The organism is Streptomyces sp. NPDC005878 (assembly GCF_040629815.1).
Classification (GTDB): Bacteria; Actinomycetota; Actinomycetes; order Streptomycetales; family Streptomycetaceae; genus Streptomyces.
Genome location: NZ_JBEXWK010000028.1, coordinates 19071 through 41146, shown reverse-complemented (window position 1 = coordinate 41146; position 22076 = coordinate 19071). Strand labels below are relative to the sequence as shown.

The following is a 22076-nucleotide window of genomic DNA, read 5'->3' as shown; positions in this document are numbered from 1 at the left end:
GGCCTCTCCCCGTCCTTCGGTGTCCTCGCCGCGCCTCACCGGCCGTGCGGCGCCCTGCTGGTGACGTTGCGTCCGTCGTCGGCGTACGTGTGGGCGTACAGGATCCCGGCGTCCTCGCCCCGGCCCTCGCTCACCTCGACGCGGGCGCCGGGGGCGGGCGCGGGCGCGGCGGGCTCGGCCCACACCGCCCGGCGCAGGCACTGGTCGAGCTCGACGTATCCCTGCGGGTGCAGCGCGGTGCGGACGACGGCGATCCGGCCGGGCGCGCCCGGCCTGGCGACCTCGCGGCCGGGCGCGCGGTGCCTGCCGGGCGCCGCGGCGGTGCCCGCCGGGCCCGTACGGGCGGCGGGCACGGCGGCCGGACCCGGCCCGGCCGGGACGGCGTACGCCAGGCGCGGGCCCCGGGAGCGGCGGACCGCGTAGACCAGCGCGGCCATCAGGAGGAGCAGCAGGGCGGCGGTGCCGAGCAGGGGGACGAGCAGCGAGGAGCCGTCGTCCGCGCCGCCGACGCTGTCGGAGTTGCGGCCGAGCTCGGCGGCCAGCTTCGCGTCCAGCAGGTCCTGGCCGTGCAGGGTCTTGGCCTTCTTGCCGTCGGCGACGAGTTCGCACAGTCCGGGCTCGCAGACGCCCGCCTCGCGCAGCGCGCCCAGCGTCCTGTCGTCGAGGCGGGTGATCTCGGCGTCCGGGTCGACGAGCCGGTCGCCGGCGAGGACGAGCAGCAGGGTGCCGCCCGCGCCGGTGGGATGCCCGGCCGGGACCGTCAGGACGAGCGGGCCCCGGTCGAAGGCGGCCTTGCGCTGGGAGAGCTTCCAGTCGGCGGCCTTGCCGTCGAGCGCCAGCGGCCTGTGCAGCGTGACGAGCACGGCCGGGTCCTGGGCGTCCACCCGGCCGGCCCAGCAGCCCAGCCGCTCGGCCAGCTTCCCCGAACAGGACCCCTCGCCGGCGGCGGCCGGAAGGGCCGCGGCGAACAGGGCCGCGGCCAGCAGCCCGGCCGTCGCCCCCGTCCGCCACGCACCGCGCGGACCACACAGCAGCCCCATGGGCGAAAACCTCCCCGTCCCCCGGAAAAGCACATCGCAAATATGGCGCCACCGGCCGCCGCGCGTAAGGGTTTTGGCCATTCCGGGGCGATTCCCGGGCTGTTCCGCAACCGTTCCGAGGCCATTCCCGGGTTTTAGCGCGGGCTTTCCGGGACAACTCCCGGGCGATATCCGAACACCTCTTCTACAGCTGGAACACCTGATGGCACCGGAGGAACATCTGTCTCGCCTGTTCCACCCAGTCGGCCGCCAGGGAATCGAATTCCCGCTGGTCCATCCGGCAGTTGAGCGGCAGCGTGCAGACCCCGGCGATACAGGGTCGGGGGCCTCGTACGTCCCACACCGACAGCATCGGGACCAACTGCTCGGTGTTCCACGCGTTGGCCGCGGCGGCGGCCGTCGCCAGCTGATCGCCGCGCAGGAACCGGCCGTCGGTCATGAACGCGACCAGCAGCTTGGTGGTGGTCATGAACCGGACGGTGACGGCCCGGTCCGCGTCGGCGAGGTCGAAGCGGAGCGAGACGGAGACGGTGTCCTCCTCGCAGTGCAGATGGCGTCCGGAGGCCCAGGTGTGGACCAGCGGGCGCCACCGCACGCCCAGTTCGGCCCCGGCGCCGGCCGGTGTCCCCTCAGAGTGCCGCACGGCCCACCGCCTCGATCACCATGGCGTCGCTGAGCCCGGCGTCCAGGAGCGTTTGGGCGTGCAGCAGCAGACAGGACGGCAGGGAGGCCCGGTCCCCGGCGGCCCGCCGGCCGTCCAGCTCTCCGGTGCGCACCCGGATGCGGCGGGCCACGGTCGGCGGGGGCCAGGTCAGCGCCCGCGCGCTGCCCGCGTCCGGGCCGAGCAGCCCGCTCAGCAACGCGTCCAGGTCCGGCCGGTCCTCGGGCCGCTTGGCCAGGCACTCCTCGACCAGGGGCCGCAACTCGGCGGGCACGTCGTCGAGTTCGGGCTCGGCGTGCACCACCCGGTAGGCCACTCCGGCGCCGTGCAGGAAGGGCGCGTTCCCGGTGACGGCGTAGACGAGGACCCCGCCGAGCGAGAAGACGTCGCTGGCGGGCCCGACCCGGGCGCCGGTCATCTGCTCGGGCGACATGTAGGGCGGGGTGCCCATCAGCGTCCCGGCGCGGGTCAGCCCGGTCGCCCCGGCCACCATGGAGATGCCGAAGTCGATGACGCGCGGGCCGTCGGCGGCGAGCAGCACGTTCGAGGGCTTGAGGTCGCGGTGGACGACCCCGGCGCCGTGGATGGCCTGGAGCGCCTCCACCAGACCGGCGCCGAGCCTGCGGGCCTGGCCGCCGGTGAGCGGCCCGTCCGAGCCGACCGCCTCGGACAGCGCGGGCCCCGGTACGTACGCCGTGGCCAGCCAGGGCAGGTCGGCCTCCGGGTCGGCGTCGACGACCGCCGCCGTGAAGGCCCCGCCGACCAGCCGCGCGGCGGCCACCTCGCGCGCGAAGCGGCGCCGGAACTCCTCGTCGGCGGCGAGTTCGGGGCGGACGACCTTGACGGCGACGGCCCGGCCCGCGGGCGACCGCCCCAGATACACCCAGCCCATCCCGCCGGACCCCAGCCGCCCCACGATGCGGTACGGCCCCACCCGCAGCGGATCACTCACCGGTGTGCGCATCCTCCGCGCCCCCTCACTCGGCCCCACGCGCTCCGGGACCGAGTGTCCCGCGAACGCCCGTCCCCGGCAGCCACCCTGGCGAAAAACCACCCGGGGAAACCGCCGGGCGGGACGGCCGGGGGCGGGACGGCCGGGGCGCGGCCGTCCGGAAAAGCGTCCGGCCCCCGGAGCCGTGAGGGGGCTCCGGGGGCCGGACGCGAACGTGGCGGACCGTCGTGACCCCACTGGTCAGGGCGGTGTTCGGGGCAGCCCGCCACGAGTCTCGGGCGGGCGGGTCAGCCCAGGCGGGCGACCAGCGCGCGGTACTCGTCCCACAGCTCCTCGGGCGTGTGGTCGCCGAAGGTGTTGAGGTGCTCGGGGATCAGCGCCGCCTCCTCGCGCCAGACCTCGGTGTCGACCTTGAGGAGGAACTCCAGGTCCGACTCGGCCAGGTCCAGGCCGTCGGTGTCCAGGGACTCCTTCGTCGGCAGGATGCCGATCGGGGTCTCGACGCCCTCGGCCCTGCCCTCCAGGCGCTCCACGATCCACTTCAGGACGCGGCTGTTCTCGCCGAAGCCGGGCCAGACGAACTTGCCGGCGTCGTTCTTGCGGAACCAGTTCACGTAGTAGATCTTGGGCAGCTTGGACTGGTCCTTGTCCTTGGCCACGTCGATCCAGTGGGCCATGTAGTCGCCCATGTTGTAGCCGCAGAACGGCAGCATCGCGAAGGGGTCGCGGCGCAGCTCGCCAACCTTGCCCTCGGCGGCGGCGGTCTTCTCGGAGGCCACGTTGGCGCCGAGGAAGACGCCGTGGTTCCAGTCGAGGGACTCGGTCACCAGCGGGACGGCGGAGGCGCGGCGGCCGCCGAAGAGGATCGCGGAGATCGGGACGCCCTTGGGGTCCTCCCACTCGGGGGCGATCGTCGGGCACTGGCCGGCCGGGACGGTGAAGCGGGCGTTGGGGTGGGCGGCCGGCGTCTCGGACTCCGGCGTCCAGGCGTTGCCCTTCCAGTCCGTCAGGCGCGCGGGCGCCTCCTCGGTCATGCCCTCCCACCACACGTCGCCGTCCTCGGTGAGCGCGACGTTGGTGAAGACGGAGTTGCCCCACAGGGTCTTCATCGCGTTGGCGTTGGTGTGCTCACCGGTGCCGGGCGCGACGCCGAAGAACCCGGCCTCGGGGTTGATCGCGTACAGCCGGCCGTCCTCGCCGAACCGCATCCACGCGATGTCGTCGCCGATGGTCTCGACGGTCCAGCCGGAGATCGTGGGCTCCAGCATGGCGAGGTTGGTCTTGCCGCAGGCGGACGGGAAGGCCGCGGCGACGTACTTCGCCTCGCCCTGCGGCGGGGTCAGCTTGAGGATGAGCATGTGCTCGGCGAGCCAGCCCTCGTCACGCGCCATGACGGAGGCGATGCGCAGCGCGTAGCACTTCTTGCCGAGCAGGGCGTTGCCGCCGTAGCCGGAGCCGTAGGACCAGATCTCGCGGGTCTCGGGGAAGTGCGAGATGTACTTGGTGGAGTTGCAGGGCCACGGCACGTCGGCCTCGCCCTCGGCCAGCGGCGCGCCGAGCGTGTGGACGGCCTTGACGAAGAAGCCGTCGGTGCCGAGCTCGTCGAGGACGGGCTGTCCCATACGGGTCATGGTGCGCATGGAGACGGCGACGTACGCGGAGTCGGTGATCTCGACGCCGATGGCGGAGAGGTCCGAGCCGAGCGGGCCCATGCAGAAGGGCACGACGTACATGGTGCGGCCACGCATCGAGCCCCGGAAGATCCCCTTCTCCCCCGCGAAGATCTCCTTCATCTCCGCCGGAGCCTTCCAGTGGTTGGTCGGCCCCGCGTCCTCCTCCTTCTCGGAGCAGATGAAGGTGCGGTCCTCGACCCGGGCGACATCGGTCGGGTCGGACGCCGCGTAGTACGAGTTCGGGCGCTTGATCGGGTCGAGCTTCTTGAACGTCCCCCGGGCGACGAGCTCCTCGCACAGGCGCTCGTACTCGGCCTCGGAACCGTCGCACCAGACCACCCGGTCCGGCTGGGTGATGGCCGCGATCTCGTCTACCCAGGAGATCAGTTCCTGGTGGTTGGTCGGGACGGAAAGGGGAGCCGCGATGTCGCGCGCCACGATCGCTCCTTGTAGAGGGTTCGGTGATTCCCTGGTGAGGGTCTCTTCGTTCGTTGCCCCGTGGGGGCTGCGACCCGGACGCTTCGGTGTTACCTGGCGCTCATCCGGTGCCGACCGCACTCATCTGATCATCCGTGCCGCTCGCCCATATGTCCAGAGGCACTCTCACGTGAGCATCGCCACTCGGCATCCGGCGTTCACCTCCGGGTAGGAGGTCGGGGCATAGGGTTACGGGCCGCCCCTATCCGTAACTTACGGAGGCGTAGGTAGCATGCTGGACATGACTGATCAGGTGACGGCGCTCTCGCCGACCGAGCCGTTGAAGCCGAAACTGCGCGGCTGGCTGCATGCCGGGATGTTCCCGGCGGCCGTGGTCTCCGGCCTCGTACTCACCGCGTTCGCGCACTCCACCCGCGGGCGTGTCGCCTGCGGGATCTACGCCCTGACCGCCTGCCTGCTCTTCGGCGTCAGCGCCCTCTACCACCGGGGCGAGTGGGGGCCGCGGGGCGAGGCGATCCTGCGCCGGCTCGACCACGCCAACATCTTCCTGATCATCGCGGGCACCTACACCCCGCTCACCCTGCTGCTGCTCCCGGACTCCAGCGGACGCGTCCTGCTCTGGGCGGTGTGGGCGGCGGCGCTCGCCGGCATCGCGTTCCGCGTCTTCTGGGTCGGCGCCCCGCGCTGGCTCTACACGCCCTGCTACATAGCGATGGGCTGGGCGGCGGTCTTCTTCCTCCCCGACTTCCTGCACACCGGGGGCGTCGCGGTGCTCGTGCTGATCGTGGTCGGCGGGCTGCTCTACAGCGCGGGCGGTGTGATCTACGGCATCAAACGCCCCAACCCCTCGCCGCAGTGGTTCGGCTTCCACGAGGTCTTCCACTCCCTCACGCTGGCCGCGTTCATCGTCCACTACATCGGCATCTCGCTGGTCGCCTACCGGCACGCCTGAGCGTCGCCGCGCCGGCCCTCCGGGCGGACGGCGGGGGCGGCGACGGCAGGCTGTCAGGACAGCGCCCGCGCCAGGTCGTCCGCGCCGGTGACCGGCGCCTCGCAGGTGAAGTGGCGGCACACGTACGCCGCCGGGCCCCCGTCGACCCGGGGCCGGTCCACCAGCAGCGGGAACTCCGCGCCGCCCGGCTCGCCCACCGCCACCACCGCGCCCGGCGCCCGGCCCAGCAGCGCCGCCCGGTGCAGCTCGCTCCCGGGCTCGCCCACCACGGCCACCTCGCGGGGACCGTCGAGCAGCGCCTCGGCGGTCGCCAGGCCCCAGCCGATGAACCTCGGCGCGCGCGGGCCCAGCGCCTTCACCACGCCCAGCGCGGCCTCCGCCGCCGCCCGGTGCGGGCTGGAGCCGGTGTGCGCGGCGTACGAGAGCAGCGCGCCAGCCGCCGCCGTCCAGCCCGACGGGGTGGCGCTGTCCGTGGGGTCCTGCGGGCGCCGGATCAGCCGCTCGGCGTCGTGCGCGGTGTCGTAGAGCACCCCGCCGCCGCCGGTGAACCGGTCGAGCACGATGTCGAGCAGGAACCCGGCGAACTCCAGCCAGGCCCCCTCCCCCGTCACCGACGCCAGCGCGAGGAAGCCCTCCGCCACGTCGGCGTAGTCCTCCAGGACCCCGTCGTTGGCGCCCACCCGGCCGTCCTTGGACGTGCGCGCCAGGCGCGCGCGGTCGTCCATGTGGACGCGCACCAGCAGGTCCGCCGCCTCGGTCGCCCGCTCGATCAGGTCGGGCCGGTCGAAGTACGCGCCGGTCTCCGCCAGCGCGGCGATCGCCAGGCCGTTCCAGGCGGCCACCACCTTGTCGTCCCGGCCCGGACGCGGCCGCAGCTCGCGCGCCGCCAGGAGCCGCTCCCGTACGTCCGCCGCCACCGGGCCGCCGCCGGAGGGGAGTTGCAGGACGGAGGCGCCCTCCTCGAAGGTGCCCTCCTCGGTGACCCCGTAGTGCCGCGCCGCCGCCTCGGCGTCCTTCTCCCCCAGCGCTTCGGCGAGCTGCGCGGGCGTCCACACGTAGAACGCGCCCTCGACGTGCCGGCCGCTGCCGTCGTCGCTGTCGGCGTCCAGGGCCGAGGCGTAGCCGCCCTCGGCGGTGCGCAGCTCGCGCACCATGAAGTCGGCCGTCTCCAGGGCGACGCGGCGCGCGAGCTCCGAGCCGGTGGCCCGCCAAAGGTGCGCGTAGACCCGGCACAGCAGCGCGTTGTCGTAGAGCATCTTCTCGAAGTGCGGCACCACCCACTCGCGGTCCACCGAGTAGCGGGCGAAACCTCCGCCGAGCTGGTCGTAGATGCCGCCGCGCGCCATCCGCTCGCAGGTGTCGGCGGCCATCTCCAGCGCGCCCTCGGCGCCCGTACGCGCGTGGTGGCGCAGCAGGAACTCCAGCGTCATCGACGGCGGGAACTTGGGCGCGCCGCCGAAGCCGCCGTGCCGCTCGTCGTAGTCCCGCGTCAGCCCCAGCAGCGCCCCCGCCAGCTCCTCCTCGCCGGGCACCCCGGCGCCCCCGCCGTACACCAGCTCGCGCTCGGACAGGTCCCGTACGACCTTCGCGGCGACCTCGTCCACCTCCGCGCGCCGGTCCGTCCACGCGGCCCGCACCCCCTCCAGGACCTGCCGGAAGGAGGGCATGCCGTGGCGCGGCTCGGGCGGGAAGTAGGTGCCGAAGTAGAACGGCTCGGCGCCCGGGGTGAGGAAGACGGTCATCGGCCAGCCGCCCCGGCCGGTCGCCGCCTGCACCGCCTCCATGTAGACGGCGTCGACGTCCGGGCGCTCCTCGCGGTCGACCTTGACGTTGACGAAGTGCTCGTTGAGGTACGCGGCGGTCGCGTCGTCCTCGAACGACTCATGGGCCATCACATGGCACCAGTGGCAACTGCTGTACCCGACGCTGAGCAGCACCGGCACCCCGCGCTCGCGCGCCTCGGCGAACGCCTCGGGCGACCAGGGCCACCAGTCGACGGGATTGTCGGCGTGCTGGAGCAGATACGGGGACGTCTCATGGGCCAGGCGGTTCGACATGGGCCCATCCTCCCCCACGGGCGGGCCGATCCGGCGGCTCCCTCGCGCCGACGCGCGGCACGCGGAACACTTGACACCACCGGCACACTCGACCAGGACTGATGTCGCACCGGACGCTCTCGGAGGGGGACCACATGCGGGACGGCCATCGGGCGGAGGCCGAACGGCTGTTGGCACGCGCGGTCGAGGAGGAGGTGCGCCGCTCCGGCGGGCGGGCCGACGCCGACGCGCTGATGGCCCGCGGCCGGGCGGCGCTGGACGCGCTGGCCGCGAGCGCCGAGGAGGAGTACACGGCGTACACCCGGGCGCTGGACGAGGCCGAGGCCGGGAAGCCGACGCTCGGCGCGCTGTTCGCGCGCGAGAAGGCGGGCACGGCGTTCCTGGTGACCGCCGTCGGGGCGGTCGCCGCCGTCGTCGCCGACGCGGCGCTGGGCACCGGCGCCGGACCCGCGGTCGGCGCCGGGGCGGCCGTGGCCGTCGCCGGGGCCGCGGCCACCGTCCTGCGGGTCACCGCCGCGCACTGGCCGGCCGCCCACCGGCGCGCGGGCGAACTCGGCCGGCCGGGCGGCGCCGAACAGCTGCGGCTCCAGTGGCTGACCGCCCTGGACGTACGGGGCATCCGCCCGTTCCTCGACCAGCAGCGCATGACGGCCCCGGCGGCCCGGACCGGCAAGAAGGCGAGCACCTCCGTCCCCACCCAGCTGCGCGGCACCGACAAGAGCGCGGCGGCCCGGCGGCGCTCGGTCCTGGAGCAGTCCTTCGGCCATCTGCCCGAACCACAGGGCCCGTTCGCGGGGCGGCGCGCGGAGATCACCCGCATCGCCCAGTGGGTGCACTCGGCGCGCGCCGCGACCGAGACCCGGCCCACGGTGGTGGTGCTGCACGGCCCGGCGGGCGTGGGCCGCACCACGCTCGCGGTGCGCGCGACCCACCAGCTGCGGGACCAGTTCCGGGGCGCCTGCCTGGTGGACCTGCGCGGCGGCGGCCGGGGCACCCAGGCCCCCCTGCCGACCCGTGACGCGCTGCTGCACCTGCTCAACCGGCTCGGCGCGCCCCGTGAGCAACTGCTGTTCAGGGATGGGGTCTCTTCTGGTCGAGCGGAGTCGAAAGCTCGGGGAAGGTCGTCCGCCGACCAGCAGGTGCGCCGCCTCGCCGAGCTCTACCACCAGCATCTGACGGGCCTTCCGGTCACGGTGGTCCTGGACGACGCCGTCGACGCCGAGCAGGTGCGCACCCTGGTGCCCGAACGCTCCGACAGCCTGGTCCTGGTGACGGCCGCGCGGCCGCTGGAGCTGCCCGAGGACCTCCCGGCCTGGGTGCACCACCTGGCGGTGGAGCCGCTGGACGAGGCGGGCGCGGAGGAGCTGCTGCGCGAGTCGGCGCAGGAGGACCCCAAGGAGCCGTACGCCTTCGATGACCGGGAAGCGGTCGCGCTCGTACGGGAGTTGTGCGGCGGGCTGCCGCTCGCGCTGCGCGTCGCGGGCTCCTCGCTGGGCGCGCGCGACGCCCGGACGCTCGCGGCGGACCTCGGGGCGTACGGCCCGGTGGCGCCCGTGGAGCGGGCCCTGTGGCTGCGCTACACCGACCAGGGCGAGCCGGCGCGCCGGCTGCTGCGGCGCCTGGCGCTCGCCGGGCGGGCCTCGCTCGGCGCGGCGGCCGCCGCGGCGCTGCTCGCCACCGGCGAGGCGGAGGCCGGCCGGCTGCTGGCCGACCTGGCGCGGGCGGGTCTGATCGACCGGGTCCGCGCCGACCGCTACCGGCTGCACGACACCGTACGGACGTTCGCACGGGCCCGGCTGCTCGACGAGGAGGAGGCCGCCGAGCGCACCGCCGCGCAGGAGCGGCTGATCCAGAACTACGCGGACCTCGCCGACGCCGTGATCCGTATGGTCGACGGCAAACTCTCCACCCGCGCCGGGCAGTTCGGCGGCCACGGCTTCACCTCGCTGGACGCGGCCCTGCGCTGGCTGGACGACGAGTCGAGCTTCATCACGGCCGCGCTGCGCGACGCGGAGGACGTGAACCAGCAGGCCGTGCTCAACCTGCTGGGCGCGCTCTGCGACTACTGCCTGCTGCGCGGCGACCTGTACCGGCTCGGCGAGATCAGCGAGCTCTCCCAGGCCGTCGACCAGGGCCTCCTCGAACGCTCGGTGCGCTGGCGCACCGGCATCGCGGCCCGTCAGCTCGGCGAGCTCGACACCGCCCGCACCACCCTGACCTCGGTGGTCGGCCTCTACCGGGAGGCACAGAACGACGCGGGCGCGGCCCTCGCGCTCGCCTCGCTCGGCATCACCCTGCACCACCAGGGCAACCTCACCGAGGCGGCGCTCAAGCTGCGCGAGGCCATCGACCTCCAGGCCGCGCCCGAGCAGGACGAGGACCGGGCCTGGTCCCTGCACGCGCTGGCGGCCGTCGAGCGCGACCGGGCGAACCTGGCGGACGCCCTGACCCTGCTGGACACGGCGCTCGCCCTGCACCGCGAGGGCGAGTCGCTGCACGGCGAGGCGTGGACCCACTTCCAGCTGGGCCAGGTGTTCCTGCGGATGGGCGAGGTGCCCCGCGCGGAGGAGGCCCTGCGCACCGCGCTCGACCTGTACGGCCGCACCCGGGACGGCCGCGGCGAGGCCTGGGCGCTGACCCAGCTGGCCCGTGCCCGCCTGGTGGACGGCGACCCGTCCCCGGCCGTCGACGGGCTGCGCCAGGCGCTGTCGCGCCACCGCGACCAGGAGGACGCGCGGGGCGAGGCGTGGACGCTGTACTACCTGGGCCAGGCCCTGGAGGAGCGCGGCGACCGCGACCAGGCGGTCCGCGAGCTGGAGCGGGCCCGGACGATGTTCTCGCGGATGCGGGACGTGTACGGCCTGGCCTGCGCCCGCCACCACTCGGGCCGCGTCACCCGCGACCAGCGCGCCGCGCAGACCGGCAACCTGCGCAACTCCGGCTTCGCCCGCCAGCTCCTGGTCGACGCCCGCGCCGACTTCCACCGGATCGGGGTGGCTCACGGCGAGGCCTGGACCTGTCTGGAGCTGGCCCTGATCGACGCGGGCAACAACCGCGCGCCCCAGGCGCTGCGGCTGTGCGACGAGGCGGTCGGGCTGTTCGACTCCTACGGGGACCGCAGGGGCGGCGACTGGGCCCGCTTCCTGCGCTGCACCCTGCTGCCGTACGCCTCGGCGGGCGGCTCGGAGATCGGGGTGGCGGTGGCCCAGGAGGAGCTCTCGCAGCTGATCCGCGCCGACCACCCGACCCGGGACAGCAAACTGGAGGACTGCGCGGAGGCGTACGCGCTCATGCTGGAGCGCGGGGTGGACCTGGAGGACAACTGGCAGGCCTGGCACCTGGGCCTGGTCCCGACCCGCCACTCCCGGGAGGTGATGGGGGTACCGGTGGGGGCGGCCCGCTAGTCCCCGGCGACCACGCGTGGGGGGGTCCCCAGCCCCCTCCAGGCGGGCACGGGGGCAGCCCCGAACCTGCCATCAGGGCCGTCCCCACCCCCCAGGGACGCGAGGAACCGCGCGACCGGCACAGCTCAGACCCGAACCTGCCACCAGGGCCGCCCCCAACCCCCTAGGGGCGCGGGGAACTGCGCGACCAGCCACCCACAACCCGCGGCCGACCCCACACCCCGGCCACCCTCAGACCTTCTTCGCCCCACCCTCGCCGGAGGCGGAGACAGCGGTGGAGGCGGAAGCGGAGGCCGAGGCGGAGGGGGACGCGGACGCGCCCGGGTCGGGCGCCTCCTCGAAGTCCACCTTCCCCATGTGCCGGTTCATGGACTTCATCAGCAGCCACACCCCCACGGCCAGCGCCGCGAAGACGATGAACCCGAGGACGCCGGGCGTCACCTTGTCGTTGTCGATCTCCTTGGCCAGCGGGACCAGATGCGTCAGTGCCAGGCTTGCGCTCATATCAGGCATTCTCGCGTACGCCCGCGAAGAGGTCGTCCTCGGGGAGGGAAGTGTCCACGAGCGACTTCGCCAGCTCGTACTCCTCCGTCGGCCAGACCTCCCGCTGGATCTCCATCGGAACCCGGAACCAGCCGCCGTCGGGGTCGATCTGCGTGGCGTGCGCGATCAGCGCCTTGTCGCGGATCTCGAAGAAGTCGCCGCACGGAACGTGCGTGGTCAGCGTGCGCTCGACCCGCTCGAACTCCTTCCACCGCTCCAGCCACTCCGCGTACGGGGACTCCATGCCGCGCTCCAGCAGGGCGTGGTGCAGCGCCAGCGTGCGCGGCTTGTTGAAGCCCTGGTTGTAGTACAGCTTCCGCGGCTGGTAGGCCGGGCCGTACTCGTCCTCCGGGAACTTCTCCGTGTCGGCCGCCCCGTCGAACGCCACCATGGAGATCTTGTGGGTCATGATGTGGTCGGGGTGCGGATAGCCACCGTTCTCGTCGTACGTGGTGATCACCTGCGGACGGAAGGCGCGGATCTTGCGGACCAGCTCACCCGCCGCCCGGTCCACGTCCTCCAGGGCGAAGCAGCCCTCCGGCAGCGGCGGCAGCGGGTCGCCCTCCGGCAGCCCCGAGTCGATGAACCCCAGCCACTCCTGCTTGACCCCGAGGATCTCGCGGGCCTCGTCCATCTCCTTCTTGCGCACCTCGTGGATGTGCTCCTCGATGTACTTGTCGCCCTGGAGCTTCGGGTTGAGGATGGAGCCGCGCTCGCCTCCGGTGCAGGTCACCACCAGCACGTCCACCCCCTCGGACACGTACTTCGCCATGGTGGCCGCGCCCTTGCTCGACTCGTCGTCGGGGTGGGCGTGCACGGCCATCAGTCGCAGCTGCTCAGTCAAGACAAGATCCTCAGTGATTCGGCGCCCTGGGTGTCGCCCTCCGTGATCCGGCGCGTCGGGCGGCTTCTATAGTGACCGAATCGGGGGGCGGAAAATTCCGGCACCCCCAGCAGCAGGAGGACGACCATGGCCGCGGCAAGCCAACCGCTTCCCGAGGGGCGCTACGGGCGCACCGCGGACCAGCGCGCCGACCGCAAGCTCAAGATCATCGGCTCGGTCCTGGGCGTCGCGCTGCTCGGTGTGGTCGGCTGGATCGGCTACGACTACGTGGGCGGCCAGTCGGTGTCCGCCGAGGTCATCAAGTTCAAGGTGGTCTCCGCCAAGGCCGTCGAGGTCCATCTGGAAGTGCGCAAGGACAGCGGTGAGACCGGTGTCTGCACCCTGCGCGCGCTGGAGACCGGCGGCGACGAGGTGGGCCGCAAGGACGTGCGCTTCGAGCAGAAGAAGAGCCGTATCGACGAGCTGATCACCGTGCAGACCACCGAGCGGGCGACCGCGGTCGACCTGGTCGGCTGCAAGTCGGTCTGACCCGCACCCACCCCGCACCACCTGCATCACCCGCATCACCCGCACCGCGCGCCCCCGGAGCTTCCGCCCGGCCCCGGTGTGGCCCGCCGGGCGACGCCGCCGTATCGTCCCCGCTGACCTGCGCCGACGATGTCCCCACGGTTTTCGTCCTCCCCCTACGCGCCCTGAATTGTTAGGCTCGTGGTTTCGCCCGCCCGAGAAGGCACATTCTTCTGGGTAGGGCGATGCGCTTGTATTCCCAGTACCGACGAGGAGCACCTGTGACCCAGACCAGCGACAACGTCACCTGGCTGACCCAGGAGGCGTACAACCAGCTCAAGGCCGAGCTGGAGTATCTGTCTGGTCCCGCGCGCACGGAGATCGCCGTAAAGATCGCGGCGGCCCGTGAGGAGGGTGACCTCCGGGAGAACGGCGGGTACCACGCGGCCAAGGAGGAGCAGGGCAAGATGGAGCTCCGGGTCCGCCAGCTGACCCAGCTCCTCGAGCACGCGAAGGTCGGCGAGGCGCCCGCCGCGGACGGCGTGGTGGCCCCCGGCATGCTCGTCACCATCGCCTTCGACGGCGACGAGGACGACACCCTGGAGTTCCTCCTCGCCTCGCGCGAGTACGCGTCGACGGAGATCGAGACGTACTCGCCGCAGTCGCCGCTCGGCTCCGGCGTCAACGGCAAGAAGGTCGGCGAGGACGCCCAGTACGAGCTGCCGAACGGCCGCAAGGCCTCGGTGAAGATCCTCGCGGCCACGCCCTACACGGGCTGAGCCCCGCCCCGCACACGAGAAGCCCCCGGCGGCCCCTTTCCAGGGCCGCCGGGGGCTTCGCCGTGTGCCTCAGGCCGTCGCCGAGCGGTACTTGCGCACCGCCAGCGTCCGGAACACCACGATGATCAGCAGCGACCAGAGCAGCGAGGCGATCACCGGGTGCTGCATCGGCCAGGCGTCGGACGGCACCACGCCCGGGTTGCCGAAGAGGTCGCGGCAGGCCTGGACGGTGGCGCTGAACGGGTTCCACTCGGCGACGTGCCGCAGCCACGGCGTCATCCCGGAGGTGGCGACGAAGGCGTTGGACACGAAGGTCACCGGGAAGAGCCAGATCAGCCCGCCCGAGGTGGCGGCCTCCGGGGTACGCACCGAGAGGCCGATCAGGGCGCCGATCCAGGAGAACGCGTAGCCGAGCAGGAGCAGCAGCGCGAACGCGCCGAGCGCCTTGGGGATGCCGTGGTGGACCCGCCAGCCGACCAGCAGGCCGACGACGGCGAGCACCACGACGGTGAGCGCCGTCTGTACCAGGTCGGCCAGGGTGCGGCCGGTGAGGACCGCCCCGCGGGCCATGGGCAGCGACCGGAAGCGGTCGATGAGCCCCTTGTGCATGTCGTCCGCGATGCCCGCGCCCGCGCCGGCCGTGGCGAAGGTGACGGTCTGCGCGAAGATGCCCGCCATCAGGAACTCGCGGTACCCGGCGGGGTCCAGGGAGCCGCCGATGCTGACCGAGCCGCCGAACACGTAGCTGAACAGCACGACGAACATGATCGGCTGGATCAGCCCGAAGATGATCATCTCGGGTATGCGCATCATCCTTATGAGGTTGCGCTTGGCGACGACCAGCGAGTCGTTGACCGACTGGACGACTCCGCCGCGCGGCTGCGGGGCGGCGAGGCGCGGCGTTTCGACGACGGCGGTCACTTGGCGTCCTCCTTCTCGTCTTCTTCCTTCTGTTCGGCCGCGTGGCCGGTGAGGGAGATGAAGACGTCGTCCAGGGTCGGGCGGCGCAGCCCGATGTCGTCGATCTCCACTCCGCGGTTGTCGAGCTCCCGGATGACCTCGGCGAGCAGCTTGACGCCGCCGGTGACCGGCACGGTGAGCTTGCGGGTGTGCGCGGCGACGGCGACCTCGCCCTTGCCGAACCCGGCGAGCACCGCGCGGGCGGGCTCGATCTCCTCCCGCTGGTGCACCACGACCTCGACGCGCTCGCCGCCGGTGCGGGCCTTGAGCTGGTCGGCGGTGCCGCGTTCGATCACCCGGCCGTGGTCGACGACGCAGATGTCGTGGGCGAGGTGGTCGGCCTCCTCCAGGTACTGCGTGGTGAGCAGCAGGGTGGTGCCGCCCGCGACGAGCTCCTGGATGACCTCCCAGAGCTGCTGGCGGTTGCGCGGGTCGAGGCCGGTGGTCGGCTCGTCCATGAACATCACGGGCGGCGAGACGACGAGGGCCGCGGCCAGGTCGAGGCGGCGGCGCATACCGCCCGAGTACGTCTTGGCGGGGCGGTCGGCCGCGTCGGCGAGGTGGAACTTCTCCAGCAGCTCGCCCGCCCTGGCCTTCGCCTCCTTGGCCTTCATCTGGTACAGCTGACCGACCATCCGAAGGTTCTCACGGCCGGTCAGATACTCGTCCACGGCCGCGAACTGGCCGGACAGGCCGATCGCGCGGCGCACCTCGTTGGGATGCTTGAGCACGTCGATGCCCGCGACCGTGGCCCGGCCGCTGTCGGGCCGGAGCAGGGTGGTCAGGACGCGCACGGTGGTGGTCTTGCCGGCGCCGTTGGGGCCGAGGAGGCCCAGAACCGTGCCCTCGGGGACATCGAGGTCCACGCCGTCCAGAGCCTTGACGTCGCCGAACGTCTTCACCAGGCCTTCGGCATAGATGGCGCCTGGCATATCGGGTACCCCCAGAGTTGGGTGTCGATTCGTACACAAATCCTAGGATTGCCGGGCAGCTGATGCCCGGCGGAGCTGTGGCGCAGGACACACGCTAACGCGATGTATCGCGTTTACTCAAGGGGTGCGGCGCAGATACGCCGCCGCGGAGCGGGCGGTCAGGAGATGACCCGGTACCCCTCGGCCCGCAGCACCGCCCCGACCTCCAGGCAGTGCTCCGGCCCCTTCGTCTCCAGGTGCACCTCCACCTCCACCTCGGTCAGTCCGAGCCGCGGATCGGTCCGTACGTGGCTCACGTCGAGGACGTTGGCGTCGGCCACCGACAGCGAGGCGAGCAGGGCCGCCAGCGCCCCCGGCCGGTCCGGCAGGCGCAGCCGCAGGCTCAGATACCGCCCGGCCGCCGCCATGCCGTGCCGCAGGATGCGCTGGAGCAGCACGGGGTCCACGTTGCCGCCCGACAGCACCGCCACCACCGGGCCCCGGAACGCCCCGGGGTCGCTCAGCAGCGCCGCCACCGGGCTCGCCCCGGCGGGCTCCACGACCAGCTTGGCCCGCTCCATACAGAGCAGCAGGGCGCTGGACAGCTCGTCCTCGGAGACCGTACGGATCTCGTCCACCAGCTCCTGGACCAGCGCGAACGGCACGTCCCCGGGCCGCCCCACCTTGATCCCGTCGGCCATCGTCGGGGCCGGGTCGATCACCACCGGGCGCCCGGCCGCCAGCGAGGGCGGATACGCCGCCGAGGCCGCCGCCTGCACGCCGACCACCCGCACATCGGGGCGGACCGCCTTCACCGCGACCGCGATGCCCGCGGCCAGACCGCCGCCGCCGACCCCGACGACGATGGTGCGCACCTCCGGGCACTGCTCCAGGATCTCCAGACCGACGGTGCCCTGGCCCGCGATGATGTCCGGGTGGTCGAAGGGGTGGATGAAGACCGCGCCCGTCTCGCGCGCGTACGCCTCGGCCGCCGCCAGCGTCTCGTCGACGACCGTGCCGCGCAGGACGACCTCCGCGCCGTACTCCCGGGTCGCGGCGACCTTCGGCAGGGGCGCGCCGACCGGCATGAACACCGTGGAGCGCACGCCCAGGAGCGAGGAGGCCAGCGCCACGCCCTGCGCGTGGTTGCCCGCGCTCGCGGCCACCACCCCGGCCGCGCGCTCCTCGGGGCGCAGCCCGGCGATCCGTACGTAGGCGCCCCTGAGCTTGAACGACCCGGTGCGCTGGAGGTTCTCGCACTTGAGGTGAACCGGGGCGCCGACCAGCCCGGTCAGGTGCCGCGACCCCTCGAGGGCGGTCATCCTGGCGACCCCCGCGAGCATCTTCTGCGCGCCTCGCACATCGTCGAGGATCAGGGGATGCGCGGGGCCGGGCGTACGGAAGTTCATGCCCTCAAGTCTCGCAGCTCATGGGCCCGGCGGCCGGGGCGGACCGGATCCCCGCGGCAGTTGTCCACAGCTTTGCGCAGGGCCGGTACGCGTACCGGCCGGGCCGCGTACTCTGTCCCCCACCACACCGACCGCCGCACAAGAGAGCCCCGGCCATGCCCACTACTCAGGACATGACTTCCCATCTCGACCCAGGTCTCCTCGATGCCCTCCAGCACCAGGTGGCCGTCTTCGCGCGCCGCGCGGAGCAGACCCGTCTCGGCGGCGTCGGCCAGGTCCGCAACTCGATGGACCGCGCGGCGTACCTGCTGCTCAACAGGCTCGACCAGGAAGGCCCGATGGGCGTCAAGGCCCTCGCCGCCGGCATGGGCATCGACTCCTCGACGGTCACCCGCCAGGTCGCCCCGCTGGTCGACACGGGCCTGGTGAAGCGGACCTCGCACCCCGAGGACGGCCGGGCCGTCGTGCTCCAGCTGTCCCCACGCGGCCAGACCCGCCTCGAAGAGGTCCGCTCCTCGCGCCGCGAGCTCATGGCCCAGGTGACCGACGGCTGGACCGAGGCGGAACGGGAGTCCTTCTGCACCCTCCTGACCCGCTTCAACTCCGCTCTGTCGGCCCGGCAGTCGGCCGCCCAGGACCCGGCGGCGCCGACCTCTTGACCTGCCGCGCGCACGGGCTTCATATGAGGCCATGCGCGAGCGGCAGACGGAACGGCAGCGCCGCGGTGCCCGCGAGTTCGAGGCGTTCGTGGCGGGCGCGGGGGGCCGGCTGCTGCATGCCGCGACCCTGCTCACCGGCGAGCCGCCCGAACACAACGACCGGGCCCGCCGCCTGCTGACCGCCGCTCTGGCACGGACGTACGCGCACTGGGACCCCGAGCGCGGCGAGGACCCGTACGACCGCACCCGCCGGGAGCTGGCGGCCCGCTTCGCGAGCACCGCCTGGCGCCACCACCGCCACCGCGACCGTGCGGGCGGCGTACTGGCCCGGCTCACCCCGCAGGAGCGGATCGTCCTGGTCCTGCGACTGTACGAGGGCGTCGCCGAGGAGCAGGTGGCCGCGCTGATGGGACTGCCGGCCGAGCGCGTCCGGGTGCTGTGCACGCGCGCGATCGCGACGATGCGCAGCGCGTCCGCGCCGCCCCGCCGCCCGCTGCCCAGGCCGACGCCGGAGGGGGCCTCATGAGGGCGGCGGCCAGGAGGGCGGGGATCGCGAATACGGGGGCCACGAGCGCAGGGGGCATGAGCGGAGAGGTGCCCATGGGCGTGGGGCAGCCGTGAGCCCGCCGGACCGCAAGGAGGCGGAGGTCCGCCGCCTGCTGGAGGGGCCGCATCCGCCGGTTCCGCCCGAACTCGCCGTACGCGCGGCCGAGTTGGGCCGCCGCCTGCTGCGCCGCCGACAGGCCGCGCGGCGGCTGATGTGGCTGGTGATCGTGGCGGCGGCGGCCGTCTTCACGGTGTGGGCGTGGCGGGTGCATCCGTGGGCGACGCCGCCGTCGACGGTGGCGCCACCGGTGGAGGGGTTCTGAGGGTCCCGGACCACCAGGTCCTGAAGACTCGCTTCGCACCGGCGCGCTCCACGCGTCCGTGGCCCGGCCCCGGAACGGGCTCGCGCCCGGTCGGCGGACTTCCGGCGCTCCACGCGCGCGTGGGCGGTCCCGGAGCGGGGCCGGGCTCCGGGACCGCCGCCGACAGCGGGAGCGGAAGCGTCAGCCGAGCGCCTGCTGGAGGTCGGCCAGCAGGTCGTCGACGTTCTCGATGCCGACCGAGAGGCGCACCAGGTCACCCGGCACCTCCAGGGCGGAGCCGACGACGCTGGCGTGCGTCATCCGGCCCGGGTGCTCGATCAGCGACTCCACACCGCCCAGCGACTCGCCCAGCGTGAAGACCTTGGTGCGGGCGCACAGGTCGACCGCCTCCTGCTCGCCGCCCGCGACCCGGAAGGAGATCATGCCGCCGAAGGCACGCATCTGCTTGGCCGCGACCTCGTGGCCGGGGTGCTCGGGCAGCCCCGGGTAGAGCACCTGCGACACCTTGGGGTGGCGGTTCAGCATCTCCGCGATCTTCCCGGCGTTCTCACTGTGCCGGTCCATGCGCACCGCCAGCGTCTTGATGCCGCGCAGCACCAGCCAGGAGTCGAACGGCCCGGCGACCGCGCCCATGGCGTTCTGGTGGTACGCCAGCTCCTCGCCCAGCTCCACCGAGTTGGTGACGAGGGCGCCGCCCACGACGTCGGAGTGGCCGCCCATGTACTTGGTCAGGGAGTGCACGACGACGTCCGCGCCGAGCGCCAGCGGCTGCTGGAGGTAGGGGCTCGCGAAGGTGTTGTCGACGACCAGCTTGGCGCCGACGTCCTTGGCGACGGCCGCGACGGCCGCGATGTCGGTGATGCCGAGCAGCGGGTTCGAGGGCGTCTCGACCCAGATCGCCTTCGTACGGTCGGTGACCGCGGCCCGTACCGCCGCCGGGTCGGAGGTGTCGGCGACCGACCACTCCACGCCCCAGCGCGAGACCACCTTGGCGAAGAGGCGGAACGTACCGCCGTACGCGTCGTTGGGGATGACCACGTGGTCGCCGGGGGCCAGCAGCGCGCGCAGCAGGCAGTCCTCGGCGGCGAGGCCGGAGGCGAAGGCGAGTCCGCGGACACCGCCCTCCAGGGCCGCCAGGTTCTCTTCGAGGGCGGTGCGCGTCGGGTTGGCGCTGCGGCTGTACTCGTAGCCGCCGCGCAGCCCGCCGACGCCGTCCTGCTTGTAGGTGGAGACCTGGTAGATCGGGGGTACGACCGCGCCGGTCAGCGGATCCGCGGTGTTGCCGGCGTGGATCGCGATGGTCTCGAAGCTCTTGTCGAGGTGCTCGTGGCTCATGGGTCCAGAGCGTAGTTCGCCGGTGGCGCGGGCGGGCGCGGTCGCCGTTGGGTGAGACCCGGGTCGCGATTTCGTGAGACCGCGGGCGCCGGGTTTTCCACAGGGCGGGGTGCGGGTTGGCCAGAAGTCCGTGGGGTCTGGTTCGCTTGAGGCATGGAGATTCTCTGGATCCTGATCGCCGCGTGCATGCTGACGATGGCCCTGGGCCCGTGGGCGATGCGCCGCCGCCGGCTCGGCATCCAGCTGGCCGAGCCCGGCGCGCCCGACGCGGCGGACCCCGCGGCGTACGGCTTCGCGCGCCAGGAGGAGCTGGACGTGCGGCTGCCCGGCCCGGACCAGGACCTCCTGGACGTGCTGGACGTGGTGCAGGCCACCCAGGAGTGGCGGGCGGCGGCGCAGCTGCTCGCGGGCACGCCGAAGGAGGGCGAGCTGCGCTGGCAGCGCGTCCAGGCCTTCGCGGGCGCGGCCTCCCTGGAGCTCGCGCAGCGCCCCGGCGTGGGCGGGGCGTGGCTGCGCAAGTGGCGCTCGGAGGCCCCCAAGGACGCGGGCGCGGCGCAGGTGCACGCGGAGTTCCTGGTCCAGCAGGCGTGGCGCTCCTCGTCGGCCGGCCAGGACGACTTCCGGATCATCCTGGAGGAGGCGCGCGCGGTCTGCGCGGAGGCGGCGCTGCTGGCCCCCGGCGACCCCGTTCCGTACCTCACGGAGCTGGCGGTGGCGCGCGGCCTCGCCTACTCCCAGCCCGAGTTCGAGCAGCTGTGGGCGAAGGTGATCGACCGCGCGCCGACCCATATGGGGGCGCACCTGGCGGCCCTGCACTACTGGTGCGAGAAGTGGCACGGCTCGCGCGTGCTGGCGGACGAGTTCGCGACGTCGGCGGCGGCGCGGGCGCCGCACGGCTCGCTGCTGGCCGCGCTGCCGCTCTTCGCGGTGTACGAGCACATGCCCGACATCGTCATGGTCACGGACTTCCACCGCACGCAGGTGGTCAGCCGCGCCCTGGAGGGCGCCCTGCACGCGGTCCACTCGGCCCGCCCCGACGACCCGGTCGCGGCCCACGTCCGCCATCTGCTGGCGTTCTTCCTGGTGCGCGCGGAGCGCTGGTCGGAGGCGATGGACCAGTTCGCCCACCTGGACGGCTTCGTGGGCGCCCTCCCGTGGACCCTGTCCGAGGACCCGGCCGCGGAGTACGCGATATACCGAGCCCTGGCGGTGGCGGGGTACGAGGCGAACGGGGGGAACCCGGCGACGCTGCCGCAGTAGGGCGCGCCTGTGGGCGTGGGGGGCGTCGGTCCGGCCGCACGGGCGTGGGAGCGCGGCTCGGTCGGCTCGGGCCGGGGGGAATCCCTCCCCGCGCTCCCGCGTTGCACGGGGTGGACCACCGCCCCCCGCCCGCCGAGGAGCCCAGCATGTTCCTGAACAGCCGCACCCCCGTCCTCCCCCAGCCCGAGGAGGCCCTCAAGGGCCGCCCGGAGCCGGAGTTCACCGTCCCCGAGCGCCACACGGTCCTGGGCAACCCGCTGCTCGGCCCCTACCCCGAGGGCCTGGAGGTCGCGGACTTCGGCCTCGGCTGCTTCTGGGGCGCCGAGCGCAAGTTCTGGCAGACGGAAGGCGTGTGGACGACCCTGGTCGGCTACCAGGGCGGCTACACGCAGAACCCGGCGTACGAGGAGGTCTGCTCGGGCCTGACGGGCCACACGGAGGCGGTCCGCGTGGTCTACGACCCGGCGGTCGTTTCGTACGCCTCGCTCCTGAAGCTCTTCTGGGAGTCCCACAACCCCACCCAGGGCTTCCGCCAGGGCAACGACGTGGGCACCCAGTACCGCTCCGCGATCTACACCCACACCCCGTCCCAGGCGGCGGAGGCGGAAGCGTCCCGCGAGGCCTACCAGCGGGTCCTCACGGGTGCGGGCCACGGCACGATCACGACGGAAATCCTCCCGGCGCAGGGCCGCCCCTTCTACCCGGCGGAGCCGTACCACCAGCAGTACCTGGACAAGAACCCCGGGGGGTACTGCGGGATCGGCGGGACGGGGGTTTCGTGCCCGATCGGGGTGGCTCGGGCGGAGGGGTGAGGCCCGTCTTC

Annotated in this window: 20 protein-coding genes; 9 read left to right on the top strand and 11 right to left on the bottom strand. The window is 73.2% G+C overall.

What is annotated here, in order from left to right; genetic code table 11:
• Window positions 1–35: 35 nt before the first annotated feature.
• From ABZ404_RS30665 to ABZ404_RS30650, 4 genes are all read right to left on the bottom strand, one after another.
• Entirely contained in the window at window positions 36–1040 is a 1005-nt protein-coding gene (locus ABZ404_RS30665; protein WP_358991098.1) for a hypothetical protein, read from the bottom strand.
• A gap of 184 nt (window positions 1041–1224) precedes the next feature.
• Window positions 1225–1683: a hypothetical protein gene (locus tag ABZ404_RS30660; RefSeq protein WP_358837769.1), complete on the bottom strand. Its 459-nt coding sequence runs from the start codon at window positions 1681–1683 to the stop codon at window positions 1225–1227.
• Window positions 1670–2653, bottom strand: a complete 984-nt coding sequence (locus ABZ404_RS30655) for a serine/threonine-protein kinase (protein WP_358837770.1) — start codon at window positions 2651–2653, stop codon at window positions 1670–1672. Before ABZ404_RS30655 ends, ABZ404_RS30660 begins: the two co-directional genes overlap by 14 nt.
• A gap of 287 nt (window positions 2654–2940) precedes the next feature.
• Complete coding sequence (locus tag ABZ404_RS30650; protein WP_358837072.1) at window positions 2941–4764, bottom strand: phosphoenolpyruvate carboxykinase (GTP); 1824 nt, start codon at window positions 4762–4764, stop codon at window positions 2941–2943.
• A gap of 271 nt (window positions 4765–5035) precedes the next feature.
• On the opposite strand from ABZ404_RS30650, the gene ABZ404_RS30645 reads away from it, so the two are divergent.
• Window positions 5036–5716: a hemolysin III family protein gene (locus ABZ404_RS30645; protein WP_358837071.1), complete on the top strand. Its 681-nt coding sequence runs from the start codon at window positions 5036–5038 to the stop codon at window positions 5714–5716.
• 53 nt (window positions 5717–5769) lie between these two features.
• Here the strand turns inward: ABZ404_RS30645 and ABZ404_RS30640 are convergent, their stop codons facing one another.
• Window positions 5770–7773, bottom strand: a complete 2004-nt coding sequence (locus ABZ404_RS30640; protein WP_358837070.1) for a thioredoxin domain-containing protein — start codon at window positions 7771–7773, stop codon at window positions 5770–5772.
• 134 nt (window positions 7774–7907) lie between these two features.
• On the opposite strand from ABZ404_RS30640, the gene ABZ404_RS30635 reads away from it, so the two are divergent.
• Complete coding sequence (locus tag ABZ404_RS30635; RefSeq protein ID WP_358991095.1) at window positions 7908–11177, top strand: tetratricopeptide repeat protein; 3270 nt, start codon at window positions 7908–7910, stop codon at window positions 11175–11177.
• A 231-nt stretch (window positions 11178–11408) separates the two neighbouring features.
• Here the strand turns inward: ABZ404_RS30635 and ABZ404_RS30630 are convergent, their stop codons facing one another.
• Together ABZ404_RS30630 and mca are read right to left on the bottom strand one after the other, a co-directional pair.
• The gene (locus ABZ404_RS30630) at window positions 11409–11690 is read right to left on the bottom strand and encodes a hypothetical protein (protein ID WP_358834846.1); all 282 of its coding nucleotides are present in this window, start codon (window positions 11688–11690) and stop codon (window positions 11409–11411) included.
• The gene (gene mca / locus ABZ404_RS30625; RefSeq protein ID WP_358834845.1) at window positions 11683–12564 is read right to left on the bottom strand and encodes a mycothiol conjugate amidase Mca; all 882 of its coding nucleotides are present in this window, start codon (window positions 12562–12564) and stop codon (window positions 11683–11685) included. The genes ABZ404_RS30630 and mca overlap by 8 nt, the downstream gene beginning before the upstream one ends.
• 126 nt (window positions 12565–12690) lie before the next feature.
• Here mca and ABZ404_RS30620 point away from each other — a divergent pair, with 126 nt between their 5' ends.
• Both ABZ404_RS30620 and greA read left to right on the top strand, forming a co-directional pair.
• The gene (locus ABZ404_RS30620; protein WP_358834844.1) at window positions 12691–13092 is read left to right on the top strand and encodes a DUF4307 domain-containing protein; all 402 of its coding nucleotides are present in this window, start codon (window positions 12691–12693) and stop codon (window positions 13090–13092) included.
• Window positions 13093–13352: 260 nt separating this feature from the next.
• A complete protein-coding gene (gene greA / locus ABZ404_RS30615) occupies window positions 13353–13850 on the top strand; it encodes a transcription elongation factor GreA (protein ID WP_358834843.1) in 498 nt (165 codons plus the stop codon).
• A gap of 69 nt (window positions 13851–13919) precedes the next feature.
• Here greA and ABZ404_RS30610 read toward each other — a convergent pair whose 3' ends face one another.
• From ABZ404_RS30610 to ilvA, 3 genes are all read right to left on the bottom strand, one after another.
• The gene (locus ABZ404_RS30610; RefSeq protein WP_358834842.1) at window positions 13920–14771 is read right to left on the bottom strand and encodes an ABC transporter permease; all 852 of its coding nucleotides are present in this window, start codon (window positions 14769–14771) and stop codon (window positions 13920–13922) included.
• Window positions 14768–15742 carry an ATP-binding cassette domain-containing protein gene (locus ABZ404_RS30605; protein ID WP_358834841.1) on the bottom strand — a complete coding sequence of 325 codons (975 nt, stop codon included), beginning with the start codon at window positions 15740–15742 and terminating at the stop codon, window positions 14768–14770. Before ABZ404_RS30605 ends, ABZ404_RS30610 begins: the two co-directional genes overlap by 4 nt.
• A 158-nt stretch (window positions 15743–15900) precedes the next feature.
• The gene (gene ilvA / locus ABZ404_RS30600) at window positions 15901–17130 is read right to left on the bottom strand and encodes a threonine ammonia-lyase (RefSeq protein WP_358834840.1); all 1230 of its coding nucleotides are present in this window, start codon (window positions 17128–17130) and stop codon (window positions 15901–15903) included.
• Window positions 17131–17285: 155 nt separating this feature from the next.
• On the opposite strand from ilvA, the gene ABZ404_RS30595 reads away from it, so the two are divergent.
• The 3 genes from ABZ404_RS30595 to ABZ404_RS30585 all read left to right on the top strand — a co-directional run bounded on the left by ABZ404_RS30595 (window position 17286) and on the right by ABZ404_RS30585 (window position 18658).
• Complete coding sequence (locus tag ABZ404_RS30595; RefSeq protein ID WP_358834839.1) at window positions 17286–17789, top strand: MarR family transcriptional regulator; 504 nt, start codon at window positions 17286–17288, stop codon at window positions 17787–17789.
• Between the two features lie 31 nt (window positions 17790–17820).
• Complete coding sequence (locus ABZ404_RS30590; RefSeq protein WP_358834838.1) at window positions 17821–18315, top strand: sigma factor-like helix-turn-helix DNA-binding protein; 495 nt, start codon at window positions 17821–17823, stop codon at window positions 18313–18315.
• A gap of 91 nt (window positions 18316–18406) precedes the next feature.
• Window positions 18407–18658 carry a hypothetical protein gene (locus tag ABZ404_RS30585; RefSeq protein WP_358834837.1) on the top strand — a complete coding sequence of 84 codons (252 nt, stop codon included), beginning with the start codon at window positions 18407–18409 and terminating at the stop codon, window positions 18656–18658.
• 180 nt (window positions 18659–18838) lie between these two features.
• Here the strand turns inward: ABZ404_RS30585 and ABZ404_RS30580 are convergent, their stop codons facing one another.
• Window positions 18839–19993: a cystathionine gamma-synthase gene (locus ABZ404_RS30580; RefSeq protein ID WP_358834836.1), complete on the bottom strand. Its 1155-nt coding sequence runs from the start codon at window positions 19991–19993 to the stop codon at window positions 18839–18841.
• A 153-nt stretch (window positions 19994–20146) separates the two neighbouring features.
• Between ABZ404_RS30580 and ABZ404_RS30575 the strand changes: the two genes are divergently transcribed.
• Both ABZ404_RS30575 and msrA read left to right on the top strand, forming a co-directional pair.
• Window positions 20147–21253 (top strand): hypothetical protein, encoded by a 1107-nt coding sequence (locus ABZ404_RS30575; RefSeq protein WP_358834835.1) that lies wholly within the window; start codon window positions 20147–20149, stop codon window positions 21251–21253.
• 146 nt (window positions 21254–21399) lie between these two features.
• On the top strand, window positions 21400–22065 hold the full coding sequence (msrA, locus tag ABZ404_RS30570; RefSeq protein WP_358834834.1) for a peptide-methionine (S)-S-oxide reductase MsrA: 666 nt from the start codon (window positions 21400–21402) through the stop codon (window positions 22063–22065).
• Window positions 22066–22076: the final 11 nt, after the last annotated feature.